This is a genomic window from Acidihalobacter sp., from assembly GCF_037381185.1.
GTDB lineage: Bacteria > Pseudomonadota > Gammaproteobacteria > DSM-5130 > Acidihalobacteraceae > Acidihalobacter_A.
In genome coordinates this window covers 19,715-40,758 of sequence record NZ_JARRQY010000005.1, presented here as the reverse complement: position 1 = coordinate 40,758, position 21,044 = coordinate 19,715, and the positions used below count along the sequence as shown (strand labels likewise).

Below are 21,044 nucleotides of genomic sequence, written 5' to 3'. Positions count from 1 at the left end.
GGTTTGCGCCTACATCAGAGGAGTCTAGAACCTGGCCGGAACGGATGCTCAGACGCTTTTCCACCAACGGTTGGCATAATCCACGGCAGAATCGCCGACGGGCATCGGCTCGAACCCGTATGCCTCGAAGAATCCCGTGGCGTCGTTCTGCGCCTTGACTAGCAGGCCGTCCAAACCATGTGCGAGGACCGCGTCGACTGCGGCGGACACCAGCCGGCTACCGATGCCACGGCCCTGCAGTTGCGGTTTGACATAAAGTCCGTGTAGCAGCAGGCCCTTGCGCCCGGTGGACAACTCACCGTCTGCGGCCGTTTCTAGGGCGGCCAGTCCGTTTATCTCTCCGTCCGCACCGACCGCCAGCAGAATTTCCATGAACTCCAGGTCGTGCCGGCCATAGAGATAGCTGCCCAATGCGAGGCGTTTGACGCGCTGCGGCAGATTCCAGCGCATTACGCATGCCTCGATGATGGCATCGATCGCTTCGAGGTCGGTAGCATTCGCTGCACGGATCGTGACGTCTTCGTTTCGCATGGGACCCTGGTTTGCTACTCGTTTTGGCAGAGTTTCGCGAAGCTGCCGCCGGTCAAGCGGCGCAGGTCTTCGGCAGCCAGTTCGATTTCCAGCCCCCGGCGGCCTGCGCTGACGAATATCGTCGGGTAGTCGCGGGCGGACGAGTCTATGTAGGTCGGCAGACGCTTTTTCTGTCCTAGCGGGCTGACGCCTCCGAGTACGTAGCCGGTTGAGCGTTCGACCGTGCCCTTTTCCGCCATGACGGCTTTCTTCGCACCGCCGGCCTTGGCCACGAGCTTCATACTCAGCATATGGGGCACGGGCAGTACCGCGACGGCGAGTTTCCCCCCGAAGTCTACGACCAGCGTCTTGAACACGCGTTTCTCATCCAGGCCCAGCGCTTCCACGGCCTCGGTGCCATAGGCGGAGCAGTCGGGATCGTGGTCGTAGCTATGTACGGTGTGTGCTACGCCCTGTCGTCGGGCGAGTTCGATGGCCGGTGTCATGCTGATGAGGATGGTTGGGAGCGAGTGGGCAGTATAGGCGCCCCGCTTGGCGGGGCGCTGTTATGGTCCGGGGCGGATGCTCAGTGTGTCAGCGGTGGTGCGTATTCGTACCGCACATGATCATTTTCCGGGAGAGGCTGAACCCCTGCAGCCTGCAGTTTTTCCACAAGCTCGCCAGTTCAATCCTCCGGTTTGGGGTGGGGCGGAGCCTCGTCGTCGAAGGCGTGCGGCGGTTGACGGAAGTCGTCGTGCGCCTCATAGCAGGCTTCCTGCAGCAGGCTGGCAAGATCGATCGCGCCGTTGGTCATGTCGATGGTGCGTTCGTTGATCGCGTGATAAAGCTTGTCCGCTGTCTTGATGTCCATCTCGATGACGATGTGTTCGTCGTCGCGGCGGTGAACTTTCATAAAGTTCTCCTTAGCGTGTGCGGGTGTCCAGGCAGGATTGCCGATGCCCGGTAATGAGTATGGACCATGCTCACGCTTCGGTGTTCCGCCCGCGGCCCTCGCGCTGCGATTTCTCGTGGGCGCGGGGATTGGCGTTCAGAGCGGCAGGCACCTGGCGAGAAAGTCGCGGTTCATCGCGCTGTGCGGTTTCAGGGCCAGACGCTCGTTGGCCATTGCGCGCGCGACGCCGGATTGACCGCCGCGCAGCGCGGCTTCGGTCAGGGTCCAGTCGATGACGTCGCGCTGCGCATTGCTGCCGCCGAACGCGTTGGCGACGAAGCGCGCCGAATGCAGGTGGCGCACCGCGCTTGCGTAGTCGCCGTGCCAGAAGGCGCTGAAGCCGGCGACCAGCGGTAGGCCGATTTTTTTGGCCCAGACAGCGGTTTCGCTGGTATTGGCGGCCTGTTCGAATGCCGCTGTGGTGGCCGCGACGCGCTCGTCTTGCCCGGCACCGAGATAGGCCATGACGGCGTGCCAGTCGTTGTACGGATAGAGTTTGCGGTCGGCCACGCGGTTCCAGCCGTCGGCGACCTCGGTCCAGCGTGCGCCGACGTCCTGATCCGCGAGATGCATACGCCATAGCAGCGCGGAGGCGTCGACGAGGTTCAGGGCGACGTCGCCCAGGTTCGGCTGTACGCGTTGGTCGTAGATCTCTAGGGCCTTGTCGAATTGGCCGAGATCCATGTGGTAGAGCGCCTTGTGCCACCAGTTGTGCACCTTGAAGAAATTGTCCGCTCCGGACCAGTGGGGTTCGCGTTCGCTCATCCAGCCGATGCCGTCCTGTACGCGGCCCTGCATTTCCATGAGATGGGCGACGGCGTGGTGTGCCCAGCAATCGAGCGGCTGCAGGTCGAGTGCTTCGCGGCCCTTGTCTTCGGCTCGGCCGTAGTCGCCGGTTTCCTCCAGGCCGAAGGAATACATGCCGAGCATGATCGGGTAGCCCGGAATGTCGCTGGACCACTGCGGGAGCGCGCGGGCGATGCGGTCGCGCAGGTTGCGCGAGTTGCCGCGATAGAAGTCCATGAGATGCCCGGATTGGAGGGCCAGCAGGTCGTGCGGGTAGCGCATGTTGTGATGGTCGAGCGCTTCCGCGGCCGCGTTCCAGTTGCCTTGCTGCAACAGGTCCAGCGCGTGGATGTGGGAGGCTTCGCGTGCGTCGCAGGGCATGCCGCGCACCTGCTCCAAAATGCGGTCCGCTTCCGCGGTGGCCGCCGGTTCCGTCGCCAGGGCGTAGATATGGGCCTTGAGCAGATGTGCCATGACGAATCCAGGCGCGGTGGCAATGGCCTGCTCGGTCAGACCGAGCGGGTCGCCGCGATAGATGTTGAAAGCCTCGAAGGCCTGGTCGTACAGCTCTGCGGCCTGCGGATCGGCTCCGGAGACGGCATTACCCTGGCGATCGGTTGTCATCTTGTTCCCTCTTGAAGGATTGAGTCGATGGCGGTGGCCTCGCGGCGCGGCCGATTCCTCTCTACATCTTCCCTTTCCACGGCACGAGCAGCGTCTCCAGTTTTCGCATCATCAGATCGAATGCGAATGCCATGACGCCGATGACGACGATGCCCATGATGACCACGTCTGTGCGCAGGAAGTTGGAAGCTTTGAGCACCATCTGCCCGAGACCGGTGTTGGCGGCGACCATTTCCGCGGCGACCAGAGTCGTCCAGCCGAAGCCGATCGCGATGCGCATGCCCGTGATGATCTCCGGCATGGAGCCACGCAGGATGACGTGGCGCAGCACCTGCCAGCGGCTCGCGCCGAGCGAGAACGCCGCGTTGATTTGTTCGACCGGTACCGAACGCACGCCGGCTTTGGTTGCGATGACCAACGGGGCGAAGCAGGCCAGATAGATGAGGGTGATTTTGGCCGTCTCGCCGATGCCCAGCCAGATGATGACCAGAGGCAGGTACGCCAGTGGTGGCAGAGGGCGGTAGAACTCGATGAGCGGGTCGAAGATGCCGTTGGCGATGCGCGAGGTGCCCATGGCGAGGCCAACCGGCACCGCCGTCAGGATGGCGAGCAGGAAGGCGCCGAAAACACGTGCCAGACTGACGGTGGTGTTTTCGATCAGCGTGGGCTGTCCGGGAACGCCGCCCATCAGGCTATGTTTGAAGGCTGCGAATACCGCTGCCGGCGAGGGCAGGAACAGTGGCTTGATCCACCCAAGGGACGTCGATATCCACCATAGCAGCAGCATGGCGGCGACCGTCGCCGTGCTGATGAAGAACGTCTCCCGGCCCTGCGGGGCAAACGGGCGATACTGCTGGCGTCTGCGGGCTTGCCGGGTGCGGGTGGTGTTGTCGCTGGCGGTTTGCATTGTGGTTCCCATCAGTGCTCTCCTGCGGATATGCTGCGCACGACGTCCAGTACCTCTTCCCGCATGCGGATGAATTCGGCTGACGATTTCACCTTGCGGGCGTCGCGGCGGTCCATGAACTGGCTGGAGAACGTGGGCGCGTATTCGTGCGCGATGCGCCCTGGCGAAGGCGCCATGACGATGAGACGGGTGGCCAGGAACAACGCTTCTTCGACGTCGTGGGTGATGAAGAAGAACAGTCGGTCGCTTGCGTGCCAGAGATCGAGCAGCAGCTCCTGTATCGATTCGCGGGTGAAGGCGTCCAATGCGCCCAGCGGCTCGTCGAGCAGCATCACCTCCGGGGAAGCGGTGATCGCGCGAGCTACGCCGACGCGTTGCTGCATGCCGCCCGATAGTTCGTAGACGGGGCGGTTGGCCGCCTTCGCCAGGCCCACACGGCGCAGCGTTTCCTTGGCGATGGGGCGTCTTTCATGCAGTGGGATGCCTTGCAGCATCAGACCGAATTCGACATTTTCGAGGACCGACAACCAGGGCATCAGAGCGTGTTTCTGGAACACTACGCCGCGCTCGCGTCCGGGGCCGATCACCGGCTCTCCGCCCAATGCGATCGTGCCCCGGGTCGGAGGGATGAAGCCGGCGATGGCGTTGAGCAGGGTCGTCTTGCCGCAGCCAGATGCGCCGAGCGCCACGACGAATTCTCCAACCCCGATATGAAGGTCGACGTCCTGTAACGCAACCGTGGGCGGGGCCTTTGGGGAGGTGTATTCGATCGTCAGATGATCGATGTCCAGCATGCGCGGCTCCTGAGCGTATGGACTGGTAACGGGTAAGGTCGAGCGAACGTTGATCTCACGCGTGACGGACTCCCGTGTGCGGCTCGCGTTTCAAACTTTGTCGGCTGCGTCGCCGGCGCCGTGCGACTCCGCGCCCGCGCGGCTGCATCCTCGCGCCCCCGCACGGTTTCGCGCGTTCACTGGGCCAAGGCTTTGTCCACCCACTCCGTGGTGACCGCGGCGGAATACTTGGCGTCCGACCCAGGCTGGCCCAGTTGGCCGATTTCCGAGAGGAACTTGGCGCTGATGGCCATGCTCTTGCCGGCGTTGGCTCCCAGCCAGGTCGTGGAAACCTGCTGCTTGAGGTCGGGGAAGATGTAGCCCTTCAAAATCCCCGGCACGTCCTTCGGATTGGCGCCGTTGAGTTTGACGATTTTGGACACCATTGCCGAACCGGGCGTCCAGGCGCCGGGGTTGTCATTGTACTTCGCATAGTACTCGCCGAGCACCTTGACGAAGGCGGTCATGAACTGCGGATGCTTGGCGGCCCAGTTCTTGTCCACCGCGAGCCCGTCATAGGTGCAGATGCCGGATTTCTCGCAGATCTGTCCCGAGGTGATCATGACCTTGCCGGTACGTTTGATGCGGCTCAGGGCCGGGTCCCATACGAAGGCGGCGTCGATGTCGCCTCGCGTCCAGCCGGCGACGATGGCGTCGGGCTGCATGTCCAGAACCCTGGCCTGCACGCCCCATTGCTTCAGCGCGTAATAGAGGTCGAGATCGGACGTCGAGCCGACCGGTACGCCGATGGGTTTGCCGGCAAGATCCTTGGGTGACGCGATCCCGGCGCCGTTGCGCACGACGAGTTCCTCGTTGGAGCCGATGCCTTCGAGTATCCAGAACAGCTGGACCGGCAGGCCGTTGGATACGGCGGCGGCAATCGGCACCGAACCGGCACTGGTTATCTGGATGGCTCCCGAAGCCAGGGCCTTGATCGCTTGTCCGCCGGAGCTGAATTGATGCCAGTGGATCGTGTAGCCGGTCGCCTTCTCGAAAGCGTGGTCGGCGATGGCGACTTTCCACGGATTCACCATCAGCTGATAGCCGATATCGACCACCTTGTCGCCGGCCAGGGCGGGCTGGCCGGCGAGGCCGGCCATGCAGATCGCGGCCAGGCCCGCATGCGTAGCAAGACGTAGCACACCGTATTGCTTCGGTGCAGAGTGGGAATCGGTGTTCAATTTCGCGTTTCGTCTGCCGAACATGGCGAGCATTTTGCCGAGTCCTCTCTTGCTGCGGTCGGGTGGTGCGTTGCTGGTGCGGTCTTCAGTTTTCATGCCCATACCTCTTTGGCTCGGTTCGTTGAACATCAGAGCGCGATGCGATCATTTGCACGGGTGGTCAGCTGCAGATGCTAAGCCAGGTCTTGGGTCCAGTTCGATGAAAATGATGAACCAGTTGGCGGCGTGGGAATGTGTTCGAGGAAGATGGATAAAGTGTAGCTGTATTTTAATTTTTATATTTAAATCAATGCATTGATTTCTATCTTCGCGATGTTGTAGAGGTCTGTTTAACGCTGGGGCGAATTCGACTGCAGAGCGTCTGCCGGGGGAGTCGGCAGCCATCGTAGAATCGATCGGGCGGCGTTTGGTGCCAGAGTCAGGAGTGGAGGGTTTTGGGGCGAAGGCCTGAGGTACGCACCATAGGGGTGCGCCCTTACAGCCACCAGGCACTCAGTCCGGAACCGATCAGGATTACGCCGATGAAGTGCTTGAAGTGCCTGGAGGGCAGTCGCTGAAAACCATGTTCGCCGAGACGGTTACCGAGATAGAACGGTGGCACCAGTAGCAGGGCGAGTGCGCAGAGTTCCGGAGTCAGGACGCCTTGAACGGCCAGTAAGCCGGCTGTGGCGACGAACAGAATCATGAAAAAGGCGAGCAGATGCGCGCGCAAGCGCGCTGGATCCTTTACCAGACCGTCGAAGTAATACAGGGCCGGCGGTCCGCCCAGGCCGGCGAAGGACATGAACGTTCCGCATGCAGCGCCGGCAAGCAGGGTCGGCGCCGCGCCGCCGCGATGCGTCCAGCGGATGCCCCAGGTGTGCAGGGCGGCGAGAGCCATAACAAGCAGACCGGTGATGCGGCGCAGTGTGTCGGGGTCGAACTGGGCGACGACATGGGTACAGAGGATGTCGAAACCGACGGCCAGAACGGCCAGACCGAGGATCGGCGGCCAGTGAATCTGTCCGCGCCAGGCGGCGGAGCCCTGCCGGGAGGTGAAGGCGTGGATGAGTACGATGAGCGCGACCGAGGCGTGCGGACCAAGCAGCAGACCAAAGAACGGCGCCATGACCAGCGCTGCGCCGAAACCGGACAGACCCTTGATCAGCCCGGCGGCGAGACTGACCAGTGCGAGCGCGAGTAGCGTCGTGGCGTTGGGAAGCAGGGCGTGCGCCATCGCCTTCAGGCGGAGCGGGCGGCGGAGAAGGGCGCGAAGGCCTGGCAGGTCGGCATCAGTTCCAGGTAATTTACGTTGACGTGCGCGGGCAGGGCGATCAGGCAGCCGACGATCTGCGCGATGTCTTCCGCGGTGAGCGGTTCGGTGCTGCGATAGACGTCGTCGGTCTTGCCGATGTCGCCCTTGCAGCGCGTGACCGAGAATCCGGTGCCGCCGCATAGGCCGGGCTCGATGCAGTTCACGCGGATGCGGCTGCCGACCAGGTCGGCGCGCAGGTTCAGACTGACCTGGTGCGCGAAGGCTTTGCTGGCGCCGTACATCTGGCTGCCGGGATAGGGATAGCTGCTGGCGATTGAGCCGAGGTTGATGATGTAGCCGCAGTCTCGTTCGACCATGCCGGGCAGCACGGCGTGAGTGCAGTAGAGCAGGCCCTTGACGTTGGTGTTGACCATGGCTTCCCAGTCGTCGGGCGCGACGTGTTGGGCGGGTTCCAGACCGGGCGCCAGGCCGGCGTTGTTGATCAGTAAGTCGGTCGGGCCGACGCTGTGCTCGATTCCGGCGATGACGTCTGCGACGGCGTCGCGCCGCCTGACATCCATCTGGCGCATGACGATTTTGCCGTCCACTTAGGCTGCCAATTGTTCGAGCCGCTCGCGGCGGCGGCCGAGCGCTACCACGATGTGCCCGGCGGCAGCGAGTTGCAGGGCGATGGCACGCCCGAATCCGGCGGTTGCGTCGGTCACCAGAACATTCATCGCCTCAGTCCAACGTGCCGAGCACGTCACGCAGCGTTGTGATCATGCGGTCGACGTCTTCGCGCTCGAAGATCATCGACGGCGCGAGAATAGCGGTGTCGCCGGTGGCCTTGAGGTGCAGTCCTTGTTCGAACAGGCGTTTCTGCAGCAGGTGGCCGCGCCTCCCGGGCTTGCCGTCGGAGCGGACCTCGACGCCGGCGAGCAGGCCGTAGCCGCGCACGTCGAACACCATCGGCAGGTCGCCCAGCGTGCTCAGCTGCTCCAGGAAATAGGGCGAGAGTCTGCGGCCGCGAGTGAACAGGTCTTCGTCGGCGTAGATATCCTGCGTGGCCAGGGCGGCGGCGCACGCCACCGGATGACCGGACCAGGTGTAGCCGTGAAAGAACTCGATGGCGCCTTCCGGGGCGGACTCGACGATGCTGCGGTAGACCTCGTCGGAGACGGCGACGGCGGCCATCGGGATCGCGCCGTTGGTGAGCGCCTTGGCCATGGTGACGATGTCGGGGACGACGCTGAAGCTTTGCGCGGCGAAGGCTTCACCGGTGCGTCCGAAGCCGGTGATGACCTCGTCGAACACCAGCAGGATGCCGTGTGCGCTGCACAGTTCACGCAGGCGCTCGAGGTAGCCGGCCGGCGGCACCAGGGTGCCGGTCGAGCCGGCGATCGGCTCGACCACGCAAGCGGCGATGTTCTCGGCACCGTGGAGTTGGATAAGGCGCAGCAGGTCGTCGGCCAGTTCGGCGCCGACCGTAGGCTGGCCCAGCTGCATGCGCTGCTCGGGCAGCCAGGTGTGGCGCATGTGCGCGACGCCGGACACCAGGCTGCCGAAGCTGCGGCGGTTGTTGACGATGCCGGACAGTGCGGTGCCGCCGAGATTCACGCCGTGATAGGCGCGTTCGCGCGACACGAACATCGTGCGCGAGTGCTCCTTGCGCGCGCGCTGGTAGGCGATGCTCACCTTCATCGCGGTGTCGACCGCTTCCGAGCCTGAGCTGACGAAGAAGACATGGTTCAGCGGCTCGGGCAGCATGGCGGTTAGGCGTTCGGCGAGCGCGAAGGAGCCGGTGTGCGCGCGGGTGAAGCTGGGGCAGAAATCCAGCTGCAGCAGCTGCGCGTAGACGGCCTCGGCGATTTCCTTGCGGCCGTGGCCGGCCGGGGTGGTGAACAGGCCGGAGCTGGCGTCCAGGATCGGCTTGCCGTTCGCGTCGTAGTAGTACTGGCGCGCGGCGGAGGCGAACAGCTTCGGATCGGCGAGGAAGTCGCGGTTCGGCGTGAAGGGCAGCCACTGCTGCGTGCCGAGCGGGGCTGAAACGTTGCTGTCGATCGGGTGTACGGCGCTCATGACGACCTCCTTGACGTGATTGCCGAGCATGCTCGCAGACGATCTGGACTCATGCATAATGCCAGTTCGAACAATCCGTGAGGCCAGAGCGTGGAGAAGACCGGACGTTCCGAACGCGCGGCGCCGCATGCGCTTTTCTGGCAGCAGCTACTGCCGGAACTGCGCCACGACGGCGCCACGCTGCAGAGCCAGCTGCGCGCCGCGATCGTCGGCGCCATCCTCAACGGCGCGTTGCGCTCCGGCGTGCGCCTGCCTTCCAGCCGCGAGCTGGCCGCCATGCTCAAGGTCGCGCGCAACACCGTGGTGCTGACGCTGGAGCAGCTGGTCTTCGACGGCTACCTGGTCGCCAAGCCGCGCAGCGGCTATTTCGTCGCCGCGCGCGAAGACGCTGCGCCGCGTTTCGAAGCGCCGGCGGCGGAACGCGCCGGGCAGGATGCGCCGGACTGGCCCTCGCGTCTGCTGGATACCGCGCTCGCAGGCAAGTGGTTGCACAAGACGCCGGACTGGCAGCGCTATCGCTATACCTTCGTATACGGGCAGTTCGATCCGAAATTCTTTCCGGTCGCCGAATGGCGCGAGTGCAGCCGGCTCGCGTTGAGCGTGGGGCAGATTCACGGCTGGGCGTCGGATGCCGTGGAGCAGGACGACGAAGTACTGGTCGAACAGCTGATCCGCCGCGTGCTGCCGCGGCGCGGCATCGCCGCCAAGCCGGCGCAGATTCTGCTTACCGTGGGCGCACAGCAGGCCTTGTTCCTGCTCGCCGAGGCGTTGATCGCGCGCGGCATGGCCGTGGGTTTCGAGGAGCCCGGCTATATGGACGCTCGCAACATCTTCCTGCGCCGGCAGGCGCGGATCGTGCCCGCCGAGCTGGACGAGCAGGGTATGCGGCCGGATGCGCGCCTAGCCGAGTGCCAGTATCTCTATTGCACGCCCAGCCACCAGTGTCCGAGCGGCGTGACCATGGCTACCGCGCGGCGTCTGGAGCTGCTGCAGATGGCCGAACGGCACGACCGGGTGATCATCGAGGACGACTACGACGCGGAAACCCAGTATCAGGGGCAGCCGCTGCCGGCGCTCAAGGCCATCGACCGGAACGACCGCGTGATCTACGTCGGTAGCATGTCGAAGATCATCTCGCCCGGGTTGCGCATCGGTTACATCGTGGCCGACGAGCAGTTGATCGCCGCGTTGCGGAGCTTGCGGCGCCTCATGATCCGCCATCCTTCGTCCAACAATCAGCGCACCCTGGCGCTGTTCGTCGCGCAAGGGCACTACGACAAGCTGATCGTGCGTACCCGGCAGACCCTGGCCGAACGCGCACAGCGGCTGTCCGACGCGCTGGTCGAGCATTGGCCGGCGATCGAGTTCCGTCGCCCCGGGGGCGGTTCCGTGGTGTGGGCGAGGTTGCCCGAGGGGATCGACGGGCGGGGGCTGGCGGCCGCGGCGCTGGCCGAGGACGTACTGATCGAGAACGGCGATCCGTTCTTCTACCGCGACGATCAGGACGGTCGTTTCATCCGTTTCGGCTTTTCGTCCATCGAAATCGAACGCATCGAGCCGGGGATACGCATCCTGGCGCGTTTGGCGAAGGGGCTAGGTGGGCACTGAATCGGGTTCGGTGCCGTCAATCTGTCCCTGTTCTGCGCTGAGCGCCGAGCGGGTTCGCTCCTTCAGTCCGCTTCGTGCAGGCGTCCGAGCACGCGCTCGGCAACCTTGCCGCGCACCACCGCCTCGTCAGCGCCGGCGGCTTTGGCAGCGCGCAGGGCCTCACCCTCGACGTGGGGGCCGAAAACGAGAATACGAGCCGCGGGATAACGGATGCGTTCGGCGGCAAGCGTCTCCGCGGCATCAGGTTCGCCAAGATCGATGACGATCAGGTCGGGCGCTTCGTTCGCGTGTGGTCGCAACAGGTCGGCGCCGGCAGCTTGCCAGCGCGATCCCAGGCGCGTGCGTGTCATCAGATCCTTGCAATGCAGCCGGATGCGCATGGGCGGATCAGCGCATTGCCGCGAAGGCGCGGTGTGCCGAGGCAATGGTGGCCTCGATTTCGGCCTCGCCGTGTGCAGACGAGGCGAAACCGGCTTCGAAAGCCGAGGGCGCGAGGTTGACGCCTTCGTCGAGCATGCCGTGGAAGAACAGACGGAAGCGGTCAGCGTCGCAGGTCATGACGTCGGCGAAGCCGCGCACCGCCGGCGCCTCGGTGAAGAATAGCCCGAACATGGCGCCGACTTGGTTGGTGCGCAGGGCGATACCGGCCTCGGTCGCCGCCGCTTCCAAACCGCGCAGCAGGCGCGCGGTGGTTTCGGTCAGGCGTTCGTGGAAGCCGGGCGTAGAGATCAGTTCAAGGGTCTTGAGGCCGGCGGCCATTGCGAGTGGGTTGCCGGACAGCGTTCCCGCCTGATAGACGGGTCCGAGCGGCGCGAGCTGTTCCATGACCTCGCGCCGTCCGCCGAAGGCACCGACCGGCATGCCACCGCCGATGATTTTACCCAAGGTGGTCAGATCCGGGGTGACGCCGTAGAGAGCCTGTGCGCCGCCCAGGGCGACGCGAAATCCGGTCATGACCTCGTCGAGGATGAGCAGCGCACCGTATTCGTCGCACACCCGGCGCAAGCCCTCCAGAAAGCCGGGTTCGGGCGGCACGCAGTTCATGTTGCCGGCGACCGGCTCGACGATGATGCAGGCGATCTGTCCGCCGAGATGGGCGAAGGTGTCCTCTACCGCGGTCAGATCGTTGTAGGGCAGGGTGAGGGTGTGCTCGGCCAGTGCGGCGGGCACGCCGGGCGAGTTCGGCACGCCGAAGGTCAGTGCGCCGGAGCCGGCCTTGACCAGCAGCGAGTCGGCGTGGCCGTGGTAACAGCCCTCGAATTTGAGAATCTTGTCACGCCCTGTGTAGCCGCGGGCCAGGCGAATGGCGCTCATGGTCGCCTCGGTGCCGGAGTTGACCATGCGCACCATGTCCATGGAGGGCACGAGTTCGCATACGCGATCGGCCATCTGCGTTTCCAACTCGGTCGGCGCGCCGAAGGACAAGCCGCGTGCGGCTGCTTCCTGTACGGCGGCGATCACCTCTGGATGGGCGTGGCCGAGGATCATGGGGCCCCAGGAGCCGACGTAGTCGATGTAGGCGCGGCCGTCGCTGGCGTACAGGTAAGCGCCCTCGGCATGTTCGATGAAAAGCGGTTCGCCGCCGACGCTTTTGAACGCCCGGACGGGCGAGTTCACGCCGCCTGGTATATGTTGTTGGGCGCGTTCGAAGCGGGTGTGCGTGTTGCTCATGGGGGGGCTCCTGGTTGTGCAGGTGGGCAGTTTAGCAGTTCGGGTGGGGGTGTCGGGGCGTGATGGTTTGCTGTGTGCTTGAGCTGGAAGCGTGAATCAGTACGTGACCCCGCAGGTCATCCTTGGACTAGTGGGGTCGGTTTGGGGCGCGATTCGGGGTTTGGCGTTTCGCTTGAGGCCGCTTGGAAATCGCGCATTGTTCTGCGCTTTGGGGGTCGTTTCGTGCGCGATTCGGAGTGTGGAGTTTCGATCCGAATCGGTGACGCGCCCGAGCCGGTTTCTTTGAGTGCGCAAAGAAACCGGCGAAAGAAACGCACCCCACGGATCGCTTGTCCCTGACGGGCAACCTCGCGAACGCACGCCTGAACGGGGCCCGCAGCCATTCGCGTCCTGCGAAGGGCTGCTTGGCCGGCGTCCTGCCGGCCATCCCCGCCCAGGCGCACGCCCGCGAGGCAAGCGATCAGGGGGACCGAACGTCAAAACATGGCGAGTCCGACAGCGGAGTTTTTCTGAGTTGGCTGATTCGTAACTCGGTGGTTTGGGCGCGTTCTATTCCCCAAACGTCAAGTCGCGCCCGAACTATTCTCGATGCGGCCATGGAAGAGTCGGATTTTTATATTAAAAATAAACCAGTTATATTCTTTCAAAATCAAAGAATAATCCTGAGTTACAAGCCTGGCACGCCAATGTCGGCTGCCATCGCCCGCACAATCTCCCCGGCAGCAATTTCCGGATCCTCCTCACCAAACACTCCGCTGATCACCGCAAGCATATCGACGCCGGTAGCCGCAACGATCGCGGCGTTGTCGGCATCGATGCCGCCGATCGCGCAAATCGGCAAGGCGAGCCGCGCGCGGGCTTCGCGCAACAGGTCGAGATCCGCACGTGCGGCCTCGGGTTTGGTCGGAGAGGGGAACACGCTGCCGAATGCGACATAGTCCGCGCCTCTTGCAGCTGCATCTTTGGCCAACTCCAGCCGGTTGTAGCAGGACACCCCGATCACCGCCTGTGCGCCAAGACGCGCGCGGGCGCTTTCCAGGTCGGTATCCTCGCGTCCGACATGCGCGCCGTCGGCGCCGCTGGCGGCGGCGAGTTCGACGTCGTCGTTAACGATCAGGCCGGCGCCGTGTTCATGACAGAGCTTCGCCAGGGCTCGCGCTTCGGCAAGACGCCTGGGGGCATCTGTGCTCTTGTCGCGGTACTGGATCCAGCGTGCGCCGCCGCGTAGGGCTGCCCTGACGCGTTCGAGCAGCCTATCGCCGGATGTCAGACGGCTATCGGTTACGGCATACAGGCCGTGCAAGGGTGGATGTGTCACGTGGAAGTGTCCCTGTCGCGGGCCCAGAACAGACGGTCGGGAATCAGCTGCCCAAGGCCGAGACGATGCGCTGCATTCAGAGCGTTCCAGGCGTAGCGTTGCGCTGCCCTGGCGGCTGCGGGAGGGGTTTCGCCCTGGGCGATGAACGTCGCCGCGGCCGCGGCAAGAGTGCAGCCGGAGCCGTGGAACTCGCCGGGCAGGCGCGGCCAGCTCGCCGTATCGCAGCCGCCGTGAGGACTATAGAGGCGGTTGACCACTTCGCCGCCCTCGGCGTGGCCGCCGGTGATGAGCACGTACTCGGCACCCAGTTCGCGCAGCGCGGCTCCGGAGGCGTCGCAGCCGTCGGCGCCGGGAGCCAGCGCCAGGGCTTCGGGCAGGTTGGGAGTGAGCAGGGTTGCCTGCGGCAGCAGCAGGCAGCGCAGGGCCTCGAGGGTATCGGGATCGCTCAGTTCGCCGCCGCCGCCGCCACGCAGCACCGGGTCGAGTACCACGGGCAGGCGCGGATAGTCGCGCAGAACGCCGTGCACCGCTTCTACGACGGAAGCAGTGCCGAGCATGCCGATTTTGACGGCGGCGACGGGCATGTCTTCCAGCACGGCGCGGGCCTGCTCCACGACCAGGCTCGGTGCGACCGATTCGAAGCGCTGCACCTTGGCGGTGTCCTGCACGGTGAGGGCGGTGACGACCGGGGCCGGGTGTCCGCCAAGGCTGAGTACGGCGGCGGTGTCAGCGGCCAGACCGGCACCGCCGCTGGGGTCGTTGCCGGCGAGGATGAGTACGATGGGAAGGTGTTGCGGGGGCATCTTAGGGGTTACGCGCATTGGACCAAGTGTGGAGAATAACGCCTCGACTGGGTTTGGTGTCAGGAGGTACGGGTGAAGAAGTACATGTGTGTGATTTGCGGGTATATCTACGACGAAGCCAAAGGGGTGCCCGAAGAAGGGATCGAGCCCGGTACGCGTTGGGAAGATGTGCCCCTGACCTGGACGTGCCCTGAATGCGGCGCGAGCAAGGAAGATTTCGAGATGGTCGAGATCTGAGCATGGAACAGGCAACGATCGATTTTCTCGCCGTGCAGGCCCATGCTGACCGCGTGCGTCTCAGCGGTGAGCTGGACGAGGCGCTGCGGGCGCTGGACGCCGAGATGACCGAGCTGGCCGAGGTGCTACAGGTCGAGTATGTCGGTCCCGGTGTAGGCATGCGGGATATGGGGGCGCAAGACGTATTCCGGCTGGCGGTGCGCCATCATGTCTGGGACGTGAGTGAAACCGGCTGGGGGCTGAAGGTCTGCGACGGTCTGCCGACTGGAGGCATGCGAGCGATGTGGCCGATTTACGGCGTTGCGCGACTGCGCAAGCAGCAGTTGGTGCAGGCGCTGCCGCAATTCTTCTCCGGCATGGCGGATGCCGTGTGCGAGGCTGGAAAGAACGAGACGCCGGCCGGACGGCGTGTGCTCGGTCTGGCGGCTGCCTTCGCCTAAGAGATCGTCGCCCCAGCGCGCGTCAGGCGCGCTGGGCTTCCCGGGATTCTTCTTCCGGGGTCTTGGCTGGTCCGCCGTGCAGGCTGATAATGGGCCAGCCGCGTTCGGTGGCGATCCTCGCCAGCGTTTCATCGGGGTCTACCGCGACCGGGTGGTCGACGCGCTCGAGCAAGGGTACGTCGTTGCGCGAATCGCTGTAGAACCAGCGTTCCCCGTCCAATCTCGGGTGTTCTTCCAGCCAGGCCTGCAGGCGTTGCACCTTGCCTTCCTGAAAGGCCGGAATGCCTTCGATTTGGGCTACGAAACGCTCGCCTTCACGCTTCGGTTCGGTGGCGATGAGGTTTTCGATGCCGAAAATGTCGGCGATCGGCCGGGTCACGAAGCTGTTGGTGGCGGTGATGATCATCAGGGTGTCCCCCGCCTCGCGGTGCTGTTGCACCAATGCCTGTGCTGCCTCGCCGATCAACGGACGGATCCGCTCTTCGAGATACTGCTCGCGCCAGGCCAACAGGGTTTCCAGCGTATTTTCGGCCAATGGGGTGAAGGAAAAACGCGAAAAGGCGTGGATGTCGAGGCGGCCAGCGAGATAATCGGCATGGAAGCGTGCATTGGTCTGGGCGTAGCTCACGGGTTCGACCGCGCCGATGTCCGCCAGAAAACCTCCCCATTCATAGTCGCTGTCGCCGCTCAGCAGCGTATGGTCGAGGTCGAAGAGGGCGAGTCCCATGGTGTTGTCTTCCCAGCCTGTGATGAATTGAGGGCTGATTTTAGCAGGATTGGGAATGCTATCCGATCGCCGTCCGCCGCTGCATGCGGCATTTGCCGAACCACGATGCTTGTGGAAGAATGAGACTTGTATGAACAGGCGTGCCAGGGGATTGCAAGTGATTGATTCAGACGGCTTTCGACCAAACGTAGGGATCATCCTTAGTAACTCCTATGGACGGGTGTTCTGGGGCAAGCGCATCGGTCAGCGAGCCTGGCAGTTTCCGCAGGGTGGCATTCGTCAGGAAGAGTCGGCGAAGGACGCGCTGTTTCGCGAACTGTGGGAGGAGACCGGACTGGAGTCGCGGCATGTCGCGGTGGTCGGGCGTACCCGTGGCTGGCTGCGCTATCGTTTGCCCAAGCGTTTGATCCGACGTCATTCCCGGCCTGTCTGCGTGGGGCAGAAGCAGGTCTGGTTCCTGTTGCGTCTGCAGGGCGACGATGAGTGCTTCAATCTGGAATGTACTCCTAAGCCCGAGTTCGACGGTTGGCGCTGGGTCGATTACTGGTTGCCGGCCGATGAGGTGGTCTCCTTCAAGCGACGGGTCTATCAGCGAGCCTTGAACGAATTGGCACCCCTGCACTTCGGAGCCGAAGAGGTCCGGAATCTGGAATCCGCGCGTCGTGTCTCCTGAGGGGCCTGCAGTCAAACCGGCGCCGGCCCCGCAGGCCTCGCCGCTGCTCAAGACGCTGCAGCGCATCGTCGAGGAGGTCGGCGCCGCGGACTCCATGAGCGATGCGCTCAGCGTACTGGTGGCCAGAGTGCGGGCTGCGCTCGAGGTCAACGTTTGCTCGGTGTATCTGGTTATGCCGGGCAGCGAGCGTCTGATGCTGATGGCGACCGAGGGCCTCAACCGCGCGGCGGTGGGCAAGGTGCGCCTGAGCTTCGAAGAGGGGCTGGTTGGTCTGGTCGCGCAGCGTGCCGAGCCGGTGAACCTGGACGATGCGCCGCTGCATCCGCGCTACAAGTATTTCTCCGAGACCGGCGAACAACGCTATCACGCCTTTCTCGGCGTTCCCATCATTCTTCAGCGGCGAGTGCTCGGCGTCCTGGTGGTGCAGCAGCGCGCGCGGCGCAGCTTTGGCGAGTCCGCCGTCGCTATGCTTTCGACGCTGTCGGTGCAGGTGGCCGCGGCCATCCGGCAGGCTGAACTCTCGGGCGAAACCCAGCGCCTGCTTCGCGGCGAGCTGCCTACCGACCTGATCATCCGTGGCCTGGGCGGTTCGCCGGGCGTGGCCATCGGTACGGCGCGCGTTGTCTACGCGCAGGCTGACCTGGAGAAGGTTCCGGACCGCAGTGCCGAGGATACCGCCGAGGAGATGATGGCCTTCGAGCGGGCGGTCGAGGCGGTGCGTGAGGAACTGGTTCAGATCCGCGAGCGCATGGTCGGTGTGTTGCCGGCCGAGGAACATACGCTGTTCGATGCCTACGCGATGATGTTGGCCAGCGACCATCTGATCGGCGGCACGCGGCAGCGTATCGAGGCGGGGGCCTGGGCCCCGGCGGCGCTGCGTGACACCGTGCGCCAGTACGCGCGCAGTTTCGAGGAGATGGATGACGCTTATCTGCGCGAGCGCGCTGCCGATATTCGTGATCTGGGCCGCCGCATCCTTTCACAGTTGTTGGCGCAGGAGCGCGGGGAGACAGCTTACGCGGAGAACACCGTGCTGATCGGCGACGACGTGTCGGCGACACAACTCGGAGAAGTGCCGCCCGAATGTCTGATCGGAGTGGTGTCGGCGAAGGGCTCCAGTTCATCGCATGTGGCGATACTGGCGCGCGCCCTGGGCATTCCGGCGGTGATGGGCGCGGAGAATCTGCCCGTGGGTCGTCTGGACGGGCGTGAAGTGGTCGTCGATGGCTATCTCGGCCGGCTGTTCGTGCAGCCGAGTCGTCAGGTACGGCGGGAGTTCGCGCGCCTGTCGCGTGAAGAGCACGAACTGGCCAAGGACCTCAGCGGTCTGGCTTCGAAGCCGGCTGTGACACTGGACGGTGTGAACATGCCGATCTACGTCAACAGTGGCCTGCTGGTCGATGTGGAGCCGGCGCTTAAGTCGGGCGCAGAAGGCGTGGGACTGTACCGCACCGAATTTCCCTACATGGTGCGCGACCGCTTTCCTTCGGAGGAGGAGCAGATCCCGACCTACCGGCAGATGCTGCAGGCCTTCCATCCGCGACCGGTGACGCTGCGCACCCTCGACATCGGTGGCGACAAGCCGCTGCCTTATTTTCCGGTGCACGAGGACAACCCGTTTCTGGGCTGGCGCGGTATCCGCATTACGCTCGATCATCCGGAGCTGTTCCTGACCCAGGTTCGCGCAATGCTGCGCGCCAGCGACGGGCTGGACAATCTGCGCATCCTGTTCCCCATGATCAGCAGCGTGGGCGAACTCGACGAGGCGATGGCCCTGCTGACCCGGGCGCGCGACGAACTGCTGGAAGAAGGCGTGATCGTGGGCATGCCGCAGCGCGGCGTCATGATCGAGGTGCCTTCCGCGGTCTACATGGCCGAGATCCTGGCGCGGCGGGTCGACTATCTGAGCGTCGGCACCAACGATCTGGTGCAGTACCTGCTGGCGGTGGATCGCAACAACACACGTGTCGCCTCACTGTATAACCCGCTGCATCCGGCGGTTCTGCTGGCCTTGCTGCAGGCCCGCGATGGCGCACGCCGCGCCGGCAAGCCGATCTACGTTTGCGGGGAAATGGCGGGCGATCCGGCGGCGGCGATCCTGTTGCTGGGCATGGGCTACGAGGCCTTGAGCGTGAGCGTTGCCGGGCTGACGAGAGTGAAGTGGGTGGTGCGCAGTTTCAGCCAGAAGCATGCCCGCGAGCTGCTGGAGCAGTCCCTCGAACTGGAGGATCCGCTGCGCGTGCGTGAACTGCTGGACAATGCGTTGGTGGAAGCAGGGCTGGGTGGGCTGGTCAGGCCCGGCAAGCACTGACGCCGGAATCTCAGGACAGCGGCATTTGCGCCTTGCCGGCAGCCGCGGCAGAGGCCGTGGGTGTGTCGAGCAGTTTCTCGATGCGTGCACGCAGCTGGGGTATGTCCAGATTGCCCAGCTTCTGGTAGACAATGTGTCCCTCGGCGTCGATGAGGAACGAGGTCGGGGTCAGGCGTACGTCGCCGAAGGCCTTGGAGATGTCCGCATTGTGGTCCAGCGCGATCGGATATGAAATGTCGCGTGCCTTGCGCATGGCTCGCACCTGCGCCGGCGGATCGTAATACATGGCGACACCGATCAGTTTGAAGCCCTGTGGCGCCAATTTCCTGTACAGCTTGCTGAGCTGGGGCATTTCCGCTACGCAGCCTGGACAGGTGGTGGCCCAGAAGTTGATCAGCACGGGGTGTCCGTGCAGCGACGCCAGATCCAGATGTTGACCGTCGAGCAGTGTCATGCGTACCGCGGGAGCATCGTTCGCGTTGCCCTGGCCACCGAACCACAGATAGGCGGCGGTGCCGAGCACGATGGCGGCGAATCCGGCAATCAACATGTCGCGTGCTTTCATAGGCGTATTTCGTGACAGGGAAAGGTGACTATCGGTGAGCTTAGCGCGTCGCGGGCGGATAAAAAACCGCTCGGGCAGTGGTTCTGAATGCCTTGTTCCCTACGCAATATCCGATTGGCCGATGTGGAATTACAGCGTGAACAGCAGCAGCGTGGCCAGACCAAGGAAGCTCGCATAGCCAATGACGTCGGTGAAGGTGGTGAGAATCACGCTGCCGGCGATGGCCGGGTCGATGCCGAAGCGGCGCAGCACCAGCGGGATACCGACGCCGACCATTGCGGCAACGGCCAGGTTGAGGAGCATGGCCAGGGCAATGATGCCACCGATTTCGTAGTTGCCGAACCAGATGATGGCAATGAGCGCTACGACGACCGCCCACAGCAGGCCGTTGAGTGCTCCGACGGCGATTTCCTTGTTGAATATCCAACGCAGATTGCCGCGGGCGACCTGTTCGAGGGCTAGGCCGCGCACGATGAGGGTAAGCGTCTGGCTGCCGGCGATGCCCCCCATGCTGGCGACGATGGGCATGAGCACGGCGAGTTCCACCGATTTCTCGATGGTGGCTTCGAACAGGCCGATGACCCCGGCAGCTAGGAAGGCGGTGGCGAGATTGATGCCGAGCCAGACCGCGCGGCGCTTCGAACTGAGGAATACCGGAGCGAAAATATCCTCGTCCTCGCTTAGGCCGGCGCGGCCCATGACCGAATGGTCCGCCTCTTCACGGATGACGTCGACCACGTCATCGATGGTGATGCGGCCGAGCAGCAGGCCGTTATCGTCGATCACGGCGGCGGATACCAGGTCGCGATCCTCGAACAGCTTGGCGACCTCACGGGCGGACGCGGTGGCGAGGATGGACTCCGCACCCTGGGTCATGACTTCGGCGACGGTGTGGTCCGGATCGTTGACCAGCAACTGCGACAGCGGTAGCAGGCCGAGATATTTGTCGTAGCGGTTGACGACGATGAGCGTGTCGGTGAAATTCGGCAGGGTGCCGCGCAGGCGCAGATAGCGCAGGACCACGTCGAGGGTGACGTCGGCGCGTACGGTCACGGTGTCCGTGTCCATCAGGCCGCCGGCGGTGTCCTCCGGGTAGGACAGCACCGCCTGCAGCCGCTGCAGGCGTTGTTTGTCCATGCCTTCCAGGGTTTCCTGGAGCACGGTTTCGGGTAGGTCCTGGATCAGGTCGGCGAGGTCGTCGACGTCGAGGCTTTCGGCAGCCTGGATCAACTCGTCGGCGTCCATGCCCCGAATCAGGCTCTGCCGTACTTCATCGCCGAGGTGGAGCAGGACTTCGCCGTCGTATTCGGGGTCGACCAGCTCCCAGACCAGTTCGCGCCGGGCGAGCGGCATGGATTCGAGCAGATGGGCGATCTCGGCCGGATGCAGCGCGTTCAGCAGCCGGCGGGCTTCCTGCATGGTGCCGGTCTGCAGGGTCTCGCCGATGAGTTCGAGATTGTTTGAGGTGCGTTGTTCCGGCGCCGCTTCAGCCATGGCTCTACTCGCTCGTCAGAAATCCGCTCGGTTCTGCTCCACACGCGGCCAGGAGGTCGTTCGATGCGCTGTTGCGAAGGCGCACACCAAG

At 64.2% G+C, this 21,044-nt stretch carries 21 protein-coding genes and 1 pseudogene; 5 read left to right on the top strand and 17 right to left on the bottom strand.

Annotation, left to right across the window (positions count from 1 at the left end; all coding sequences use genetic code 11):
- Positions 1 to 48: 48 nt before the first annotated feature.
- From P8014_RS02385 to P8014_RS02340, 10 genes and pseudogenes are all read right to left on the bottom strand, one after another.
- On the bottom strand, positions 49 to 531 hold the full coding sequence (locus tag P8014_RS02385) for a GNAT family N-acetyltransferase (protein WP_337815699.1): 483 nt from the start codon (positions 529 to 531) through the stop codon (positions 49 to 51).
- Positions 532 to 545: 14 nt separating this feature from the next.
- Positions 546 to 1,016 carry a Cys-tRNA(Pro) deacylase gene (ybaK, locus tag P8014_RS02380; RefSeq protein ID WP_337815698.1) on the bottom strand — a complete coding sequence of 157 codons (471 nt, stop codon included), beginning with the start codon at positions 1,014 to 1,016 and terminating at the stop codon, positions 546 to 548.
- Between the two features lie 179 nt (positions 1,017 to 1,195).
- A complete protein-coding gene (locus P8014_RS02375) occupies positions 1,196 to 1,423 on the bottom strand; it encodes a hypothetical protein (protein ID WP_337815697.1) in 228 nt (75 codons plus the stop codon).
- A 135-nt stretch (positions 1,424 to 1,558) separates the two neighbouring features.
- A complete protein-coding gene (locus P8014_RS02370) occupies positions 1,559 to 2,872 on the bottom strand; it encodes a tetratricopeptide repeat protein (RefSeq protein ID WP_337815696.1) in 1,314 nt (437 codons plus the stop codon).
- A gap of 61 nt (positions 2,873 to 2,933) precedes the next feature.
- Complete coding sequence (locus P8014_RS02365) at positions 2,934 to 3,791, bottom strand: ABC transporter permease subunit (RefSeq protein ID WP_337815695.1); 858 nt, start codon at positions 3,789 to 3,791, stop codon at positions 2,934 to 2,936.
- Positions 3,791 to 4,573: an ATP-binding cassette domain-containing protein gene (locus tag P8014_RS02360; protein ID WP_337815694.1), complete on the bottom strand. Its 783-nt coding sequence runs from the start codon at positions 4,571 to 4,573 to the stop codon at positions 3,791 to 3,793. Before P8014_RS02360 ends, P8014_RS02365 begins: the two co-directional genes overlap by 1 nt.
- A 176-nt stretch (positions 4,574 to 4,749) precedes the next feature.
- Positions 4,750 to 5,889: a taurine ABC transporter substrate-binding protein gene (tauA, locus tag P8014_RS02355; RefSeq protein WP_337815693.1), complete on the bottom strand. Its 1,140-nt coding sequence runs from the start codon at positions 5,887 to 5,889 to the stop codon at positions 4,750 to 4,752.
- 379 nt (positions 5,890 to 6,268) lie between these two features.
- The gene (locus P8014_RS02350; RefSeq protein WP_337815692.1) at positions 6,269 to 7,009 is read right to left on the bottom strand and encodes a sulfite exporter TauE/SafE family protein; all 741 of its coding nucleotides are present in this window, start codon (positions 7,007 to 7,009) and stop codon (positions 6,269 to 6,271) included.
- A 5-nt stretch (positions 7,010 to 7,014) separates the two neighbouring features.
- Positions 7,015 to 7,764 (bottom strand): annotated as a pseudogene (locus tag P8014_RS02345) (SDR family NAD(P)-dependent oxidoreductase).
- Positions 7,765 to 7,768: 4 nt separating this feature from the next.
- The gene (locus tag P8014_RS02340; RefSeq protein WP_337815691.1) at positions 7,769 to 9,106 is read right to left on the bottom strand and encodes an aminotransferase class III-fold pyridoxal phosphate-dependent enzyme; all 1,338 of its coding nucleotides are present in this window, start codon (positions 9,104 to 9,106) and stop codon (positions 7,769 to 7,771) included.
- Between the two features lie 90 nt (positions 9,107 to 9,196).
- Between P8014_RS02340 and P8014_RS02335 the strand changes: the two genes are divergently transcribed.
- Positions 9,197 to 10,714 (top strand): PLP-dependent aminotransferase family protein, encoded by a 1,518-nt coding sequence (locus P8014_RS02335; protein ID WP_337815690.1) that lies wholly within the window; start codon positions 9,197 to 9,199, stop codon positions 10,712 to 10,714.
- 62 nt (positions 10,715 to 10,776) lie between these two features.
- On the opposite strand, the gene P8014_RS02330 is transcribed toward P8014_RS02335, so the two are convergent.
- The 4 genes from P8014_RS02330 to P8014_RS02315 form a co-directional block, all read right to left on the bottom strand.
- Positions 10,777 to 11,094: a DNA-binding response regulator gene (locus P8014_RS02330; RefSeq protein WP_337815689.1), complete on the bottom strand. Its 318-nt coding sequence runs from the start codon at positions 11,092 to 11,094 to the stop codon at positions 10,777 to 10,779.
- Between the two features lie 7 nt (positions 11,095 to 11,101).
- Positions 11,102 to 12,385, bottom strand: coding sequence for a glutamate-1-semialdehyde 2,1-aminomutase (gene hemL / locus P8014_RS02325; RefSeq protein ID WP_337815688.1), 1,284 nt, complete (start codon positions 12,383 to 12,385; stop codon positions 11,102 to 11,104).
- Between the two features lie 667 nt (positions 12,386 to 13,052).
- A complete protein-coding gene (thiE, locus tag P8014_RS02320; protein ID WP_337815767.1) occupies positions 13,053 to 13,679 on the bottom strand; it encodes a thiamine phosphate synthase in 627 nt (208 codons plus the stop codon).
- A gap of 20 nt (positions 13,680 to 13,699) precedes the next feature.
- On the bottom strand, positions 13,700 to 14,506 hold the full coding sequence (locus P8014_RS02315; RefSeq protein ID WP_337815687.1) for a hydroxymethylpyrimidine/phosphomethylpyrimidine kinase: 807 nt from the start codon (positions 14,504 to 14,506) through the stop codon (positions 13,700 to 13,702).
- Positions 14,507 to 14,590: 84 nt separating this feature from the next.
- Between P8014_RS02315 and P8014_RS02310 the strand changes: the two genes are divergently transcribed.
- A complete protein-coding gene (locus tag P8014_RS02310; RefSeq protein WP_337815766.1) occupies positions 14,591 to 14,743 on the top strand; it encodes a rubredoxin in 153 nt (50 codons plus the stop codon).
- 2 nt (positions 14,744 to 14,745) lie between these two features.
- Positions 14,746 to 15,183, top strand: a complete 438-nt coding sequence (locus tag P8014_RS02305; RefSeq protein ID WP_337815686.1) for a hypothetical protein — start codon at positions 14,746 to 14,748, stop codon at positions 15,181 to 15,183.
- Positions 15,184 to 15,205: 22 nt separating this feature from the next.
- Here P8014_RS02305 and P8014_RS02300 read toward each other — a convergent pair whose 3' ends face one another.
- Positions 15,206 to 15,910, bottom strand: coding sequence for an HAD family hydrolase (locus tag P8014_RS02300; RefSeq protein ID WP_337815685.1), 705 nt, complete (start codon positions 15,908 to 15,910; stop codon positions 15,206 to 15,208).
- Positions 15,911 to 16,067: 157 nt separating this feature from the next.
- On the opposite strand from P8014_RS02300, the gene P8014_RS02295 reads away from it, so the two are divergent.
- Together P8014_RS02295 and ptsP are read left to right on the top strand one after the other, a co-directional pair.
- Positions 16,068 to 16,583: an RNA pyrophosphohydrolase gene (locus P8014_RS02295; RefSeq protein ID WP_337815684.1), complete on the top strand. Its 516-nt coding sequence runs from the start codon at positions 16,068 to 16,070 to the stop codon at positions 16,581 to 16,583.
- 43 nt (positions 16,584 to 16,626) lie between these two features.
- Entirely contained in the window at positions 16,627 to 18,894 is a 2,268-nt protein-coding gene (ptsP, locus tag P8014_RS02290) for a phosphoenolpyruvate--protein phosphotransferase (protein ID WP_337815765.1), read from the top strand.
- A 10-nt stretch (positions 18,895 to 18,904) separates the two neighbouring features.
- Here the strand turns inward: ptsP and P8014_RS02285 are convergent, their stop codons facing one another.
- Positions 18,905 to 19,459 carry a TlpA disulfide reductase family protein gene (locus tag P8014_RS02285; protein ID WP_337815683.1) on the bottom strand — a complete coding sequence of 185 codons (555 nt, stop codon included), beginning with the start codon at positions 19,457 to 19,459 and terminating at the stop codon, positions 18,905 to 18,907.
- A 129-nt stretch (positions 19,460 to 19,588) separates the two neighbouring features.
- A complete protein-coding gene (gene mgtE, locus P8014_RS02280) occupies positions 19,589 to 20,953 on the bottom strand; it encodes a magnesium transporter (RefSeq protein WP_337815682.1) in 1,365 nt (454 codons plus the stop codon).
- Positions 20,954 to 21,044 lie beyond the last annotated feature (91 nt).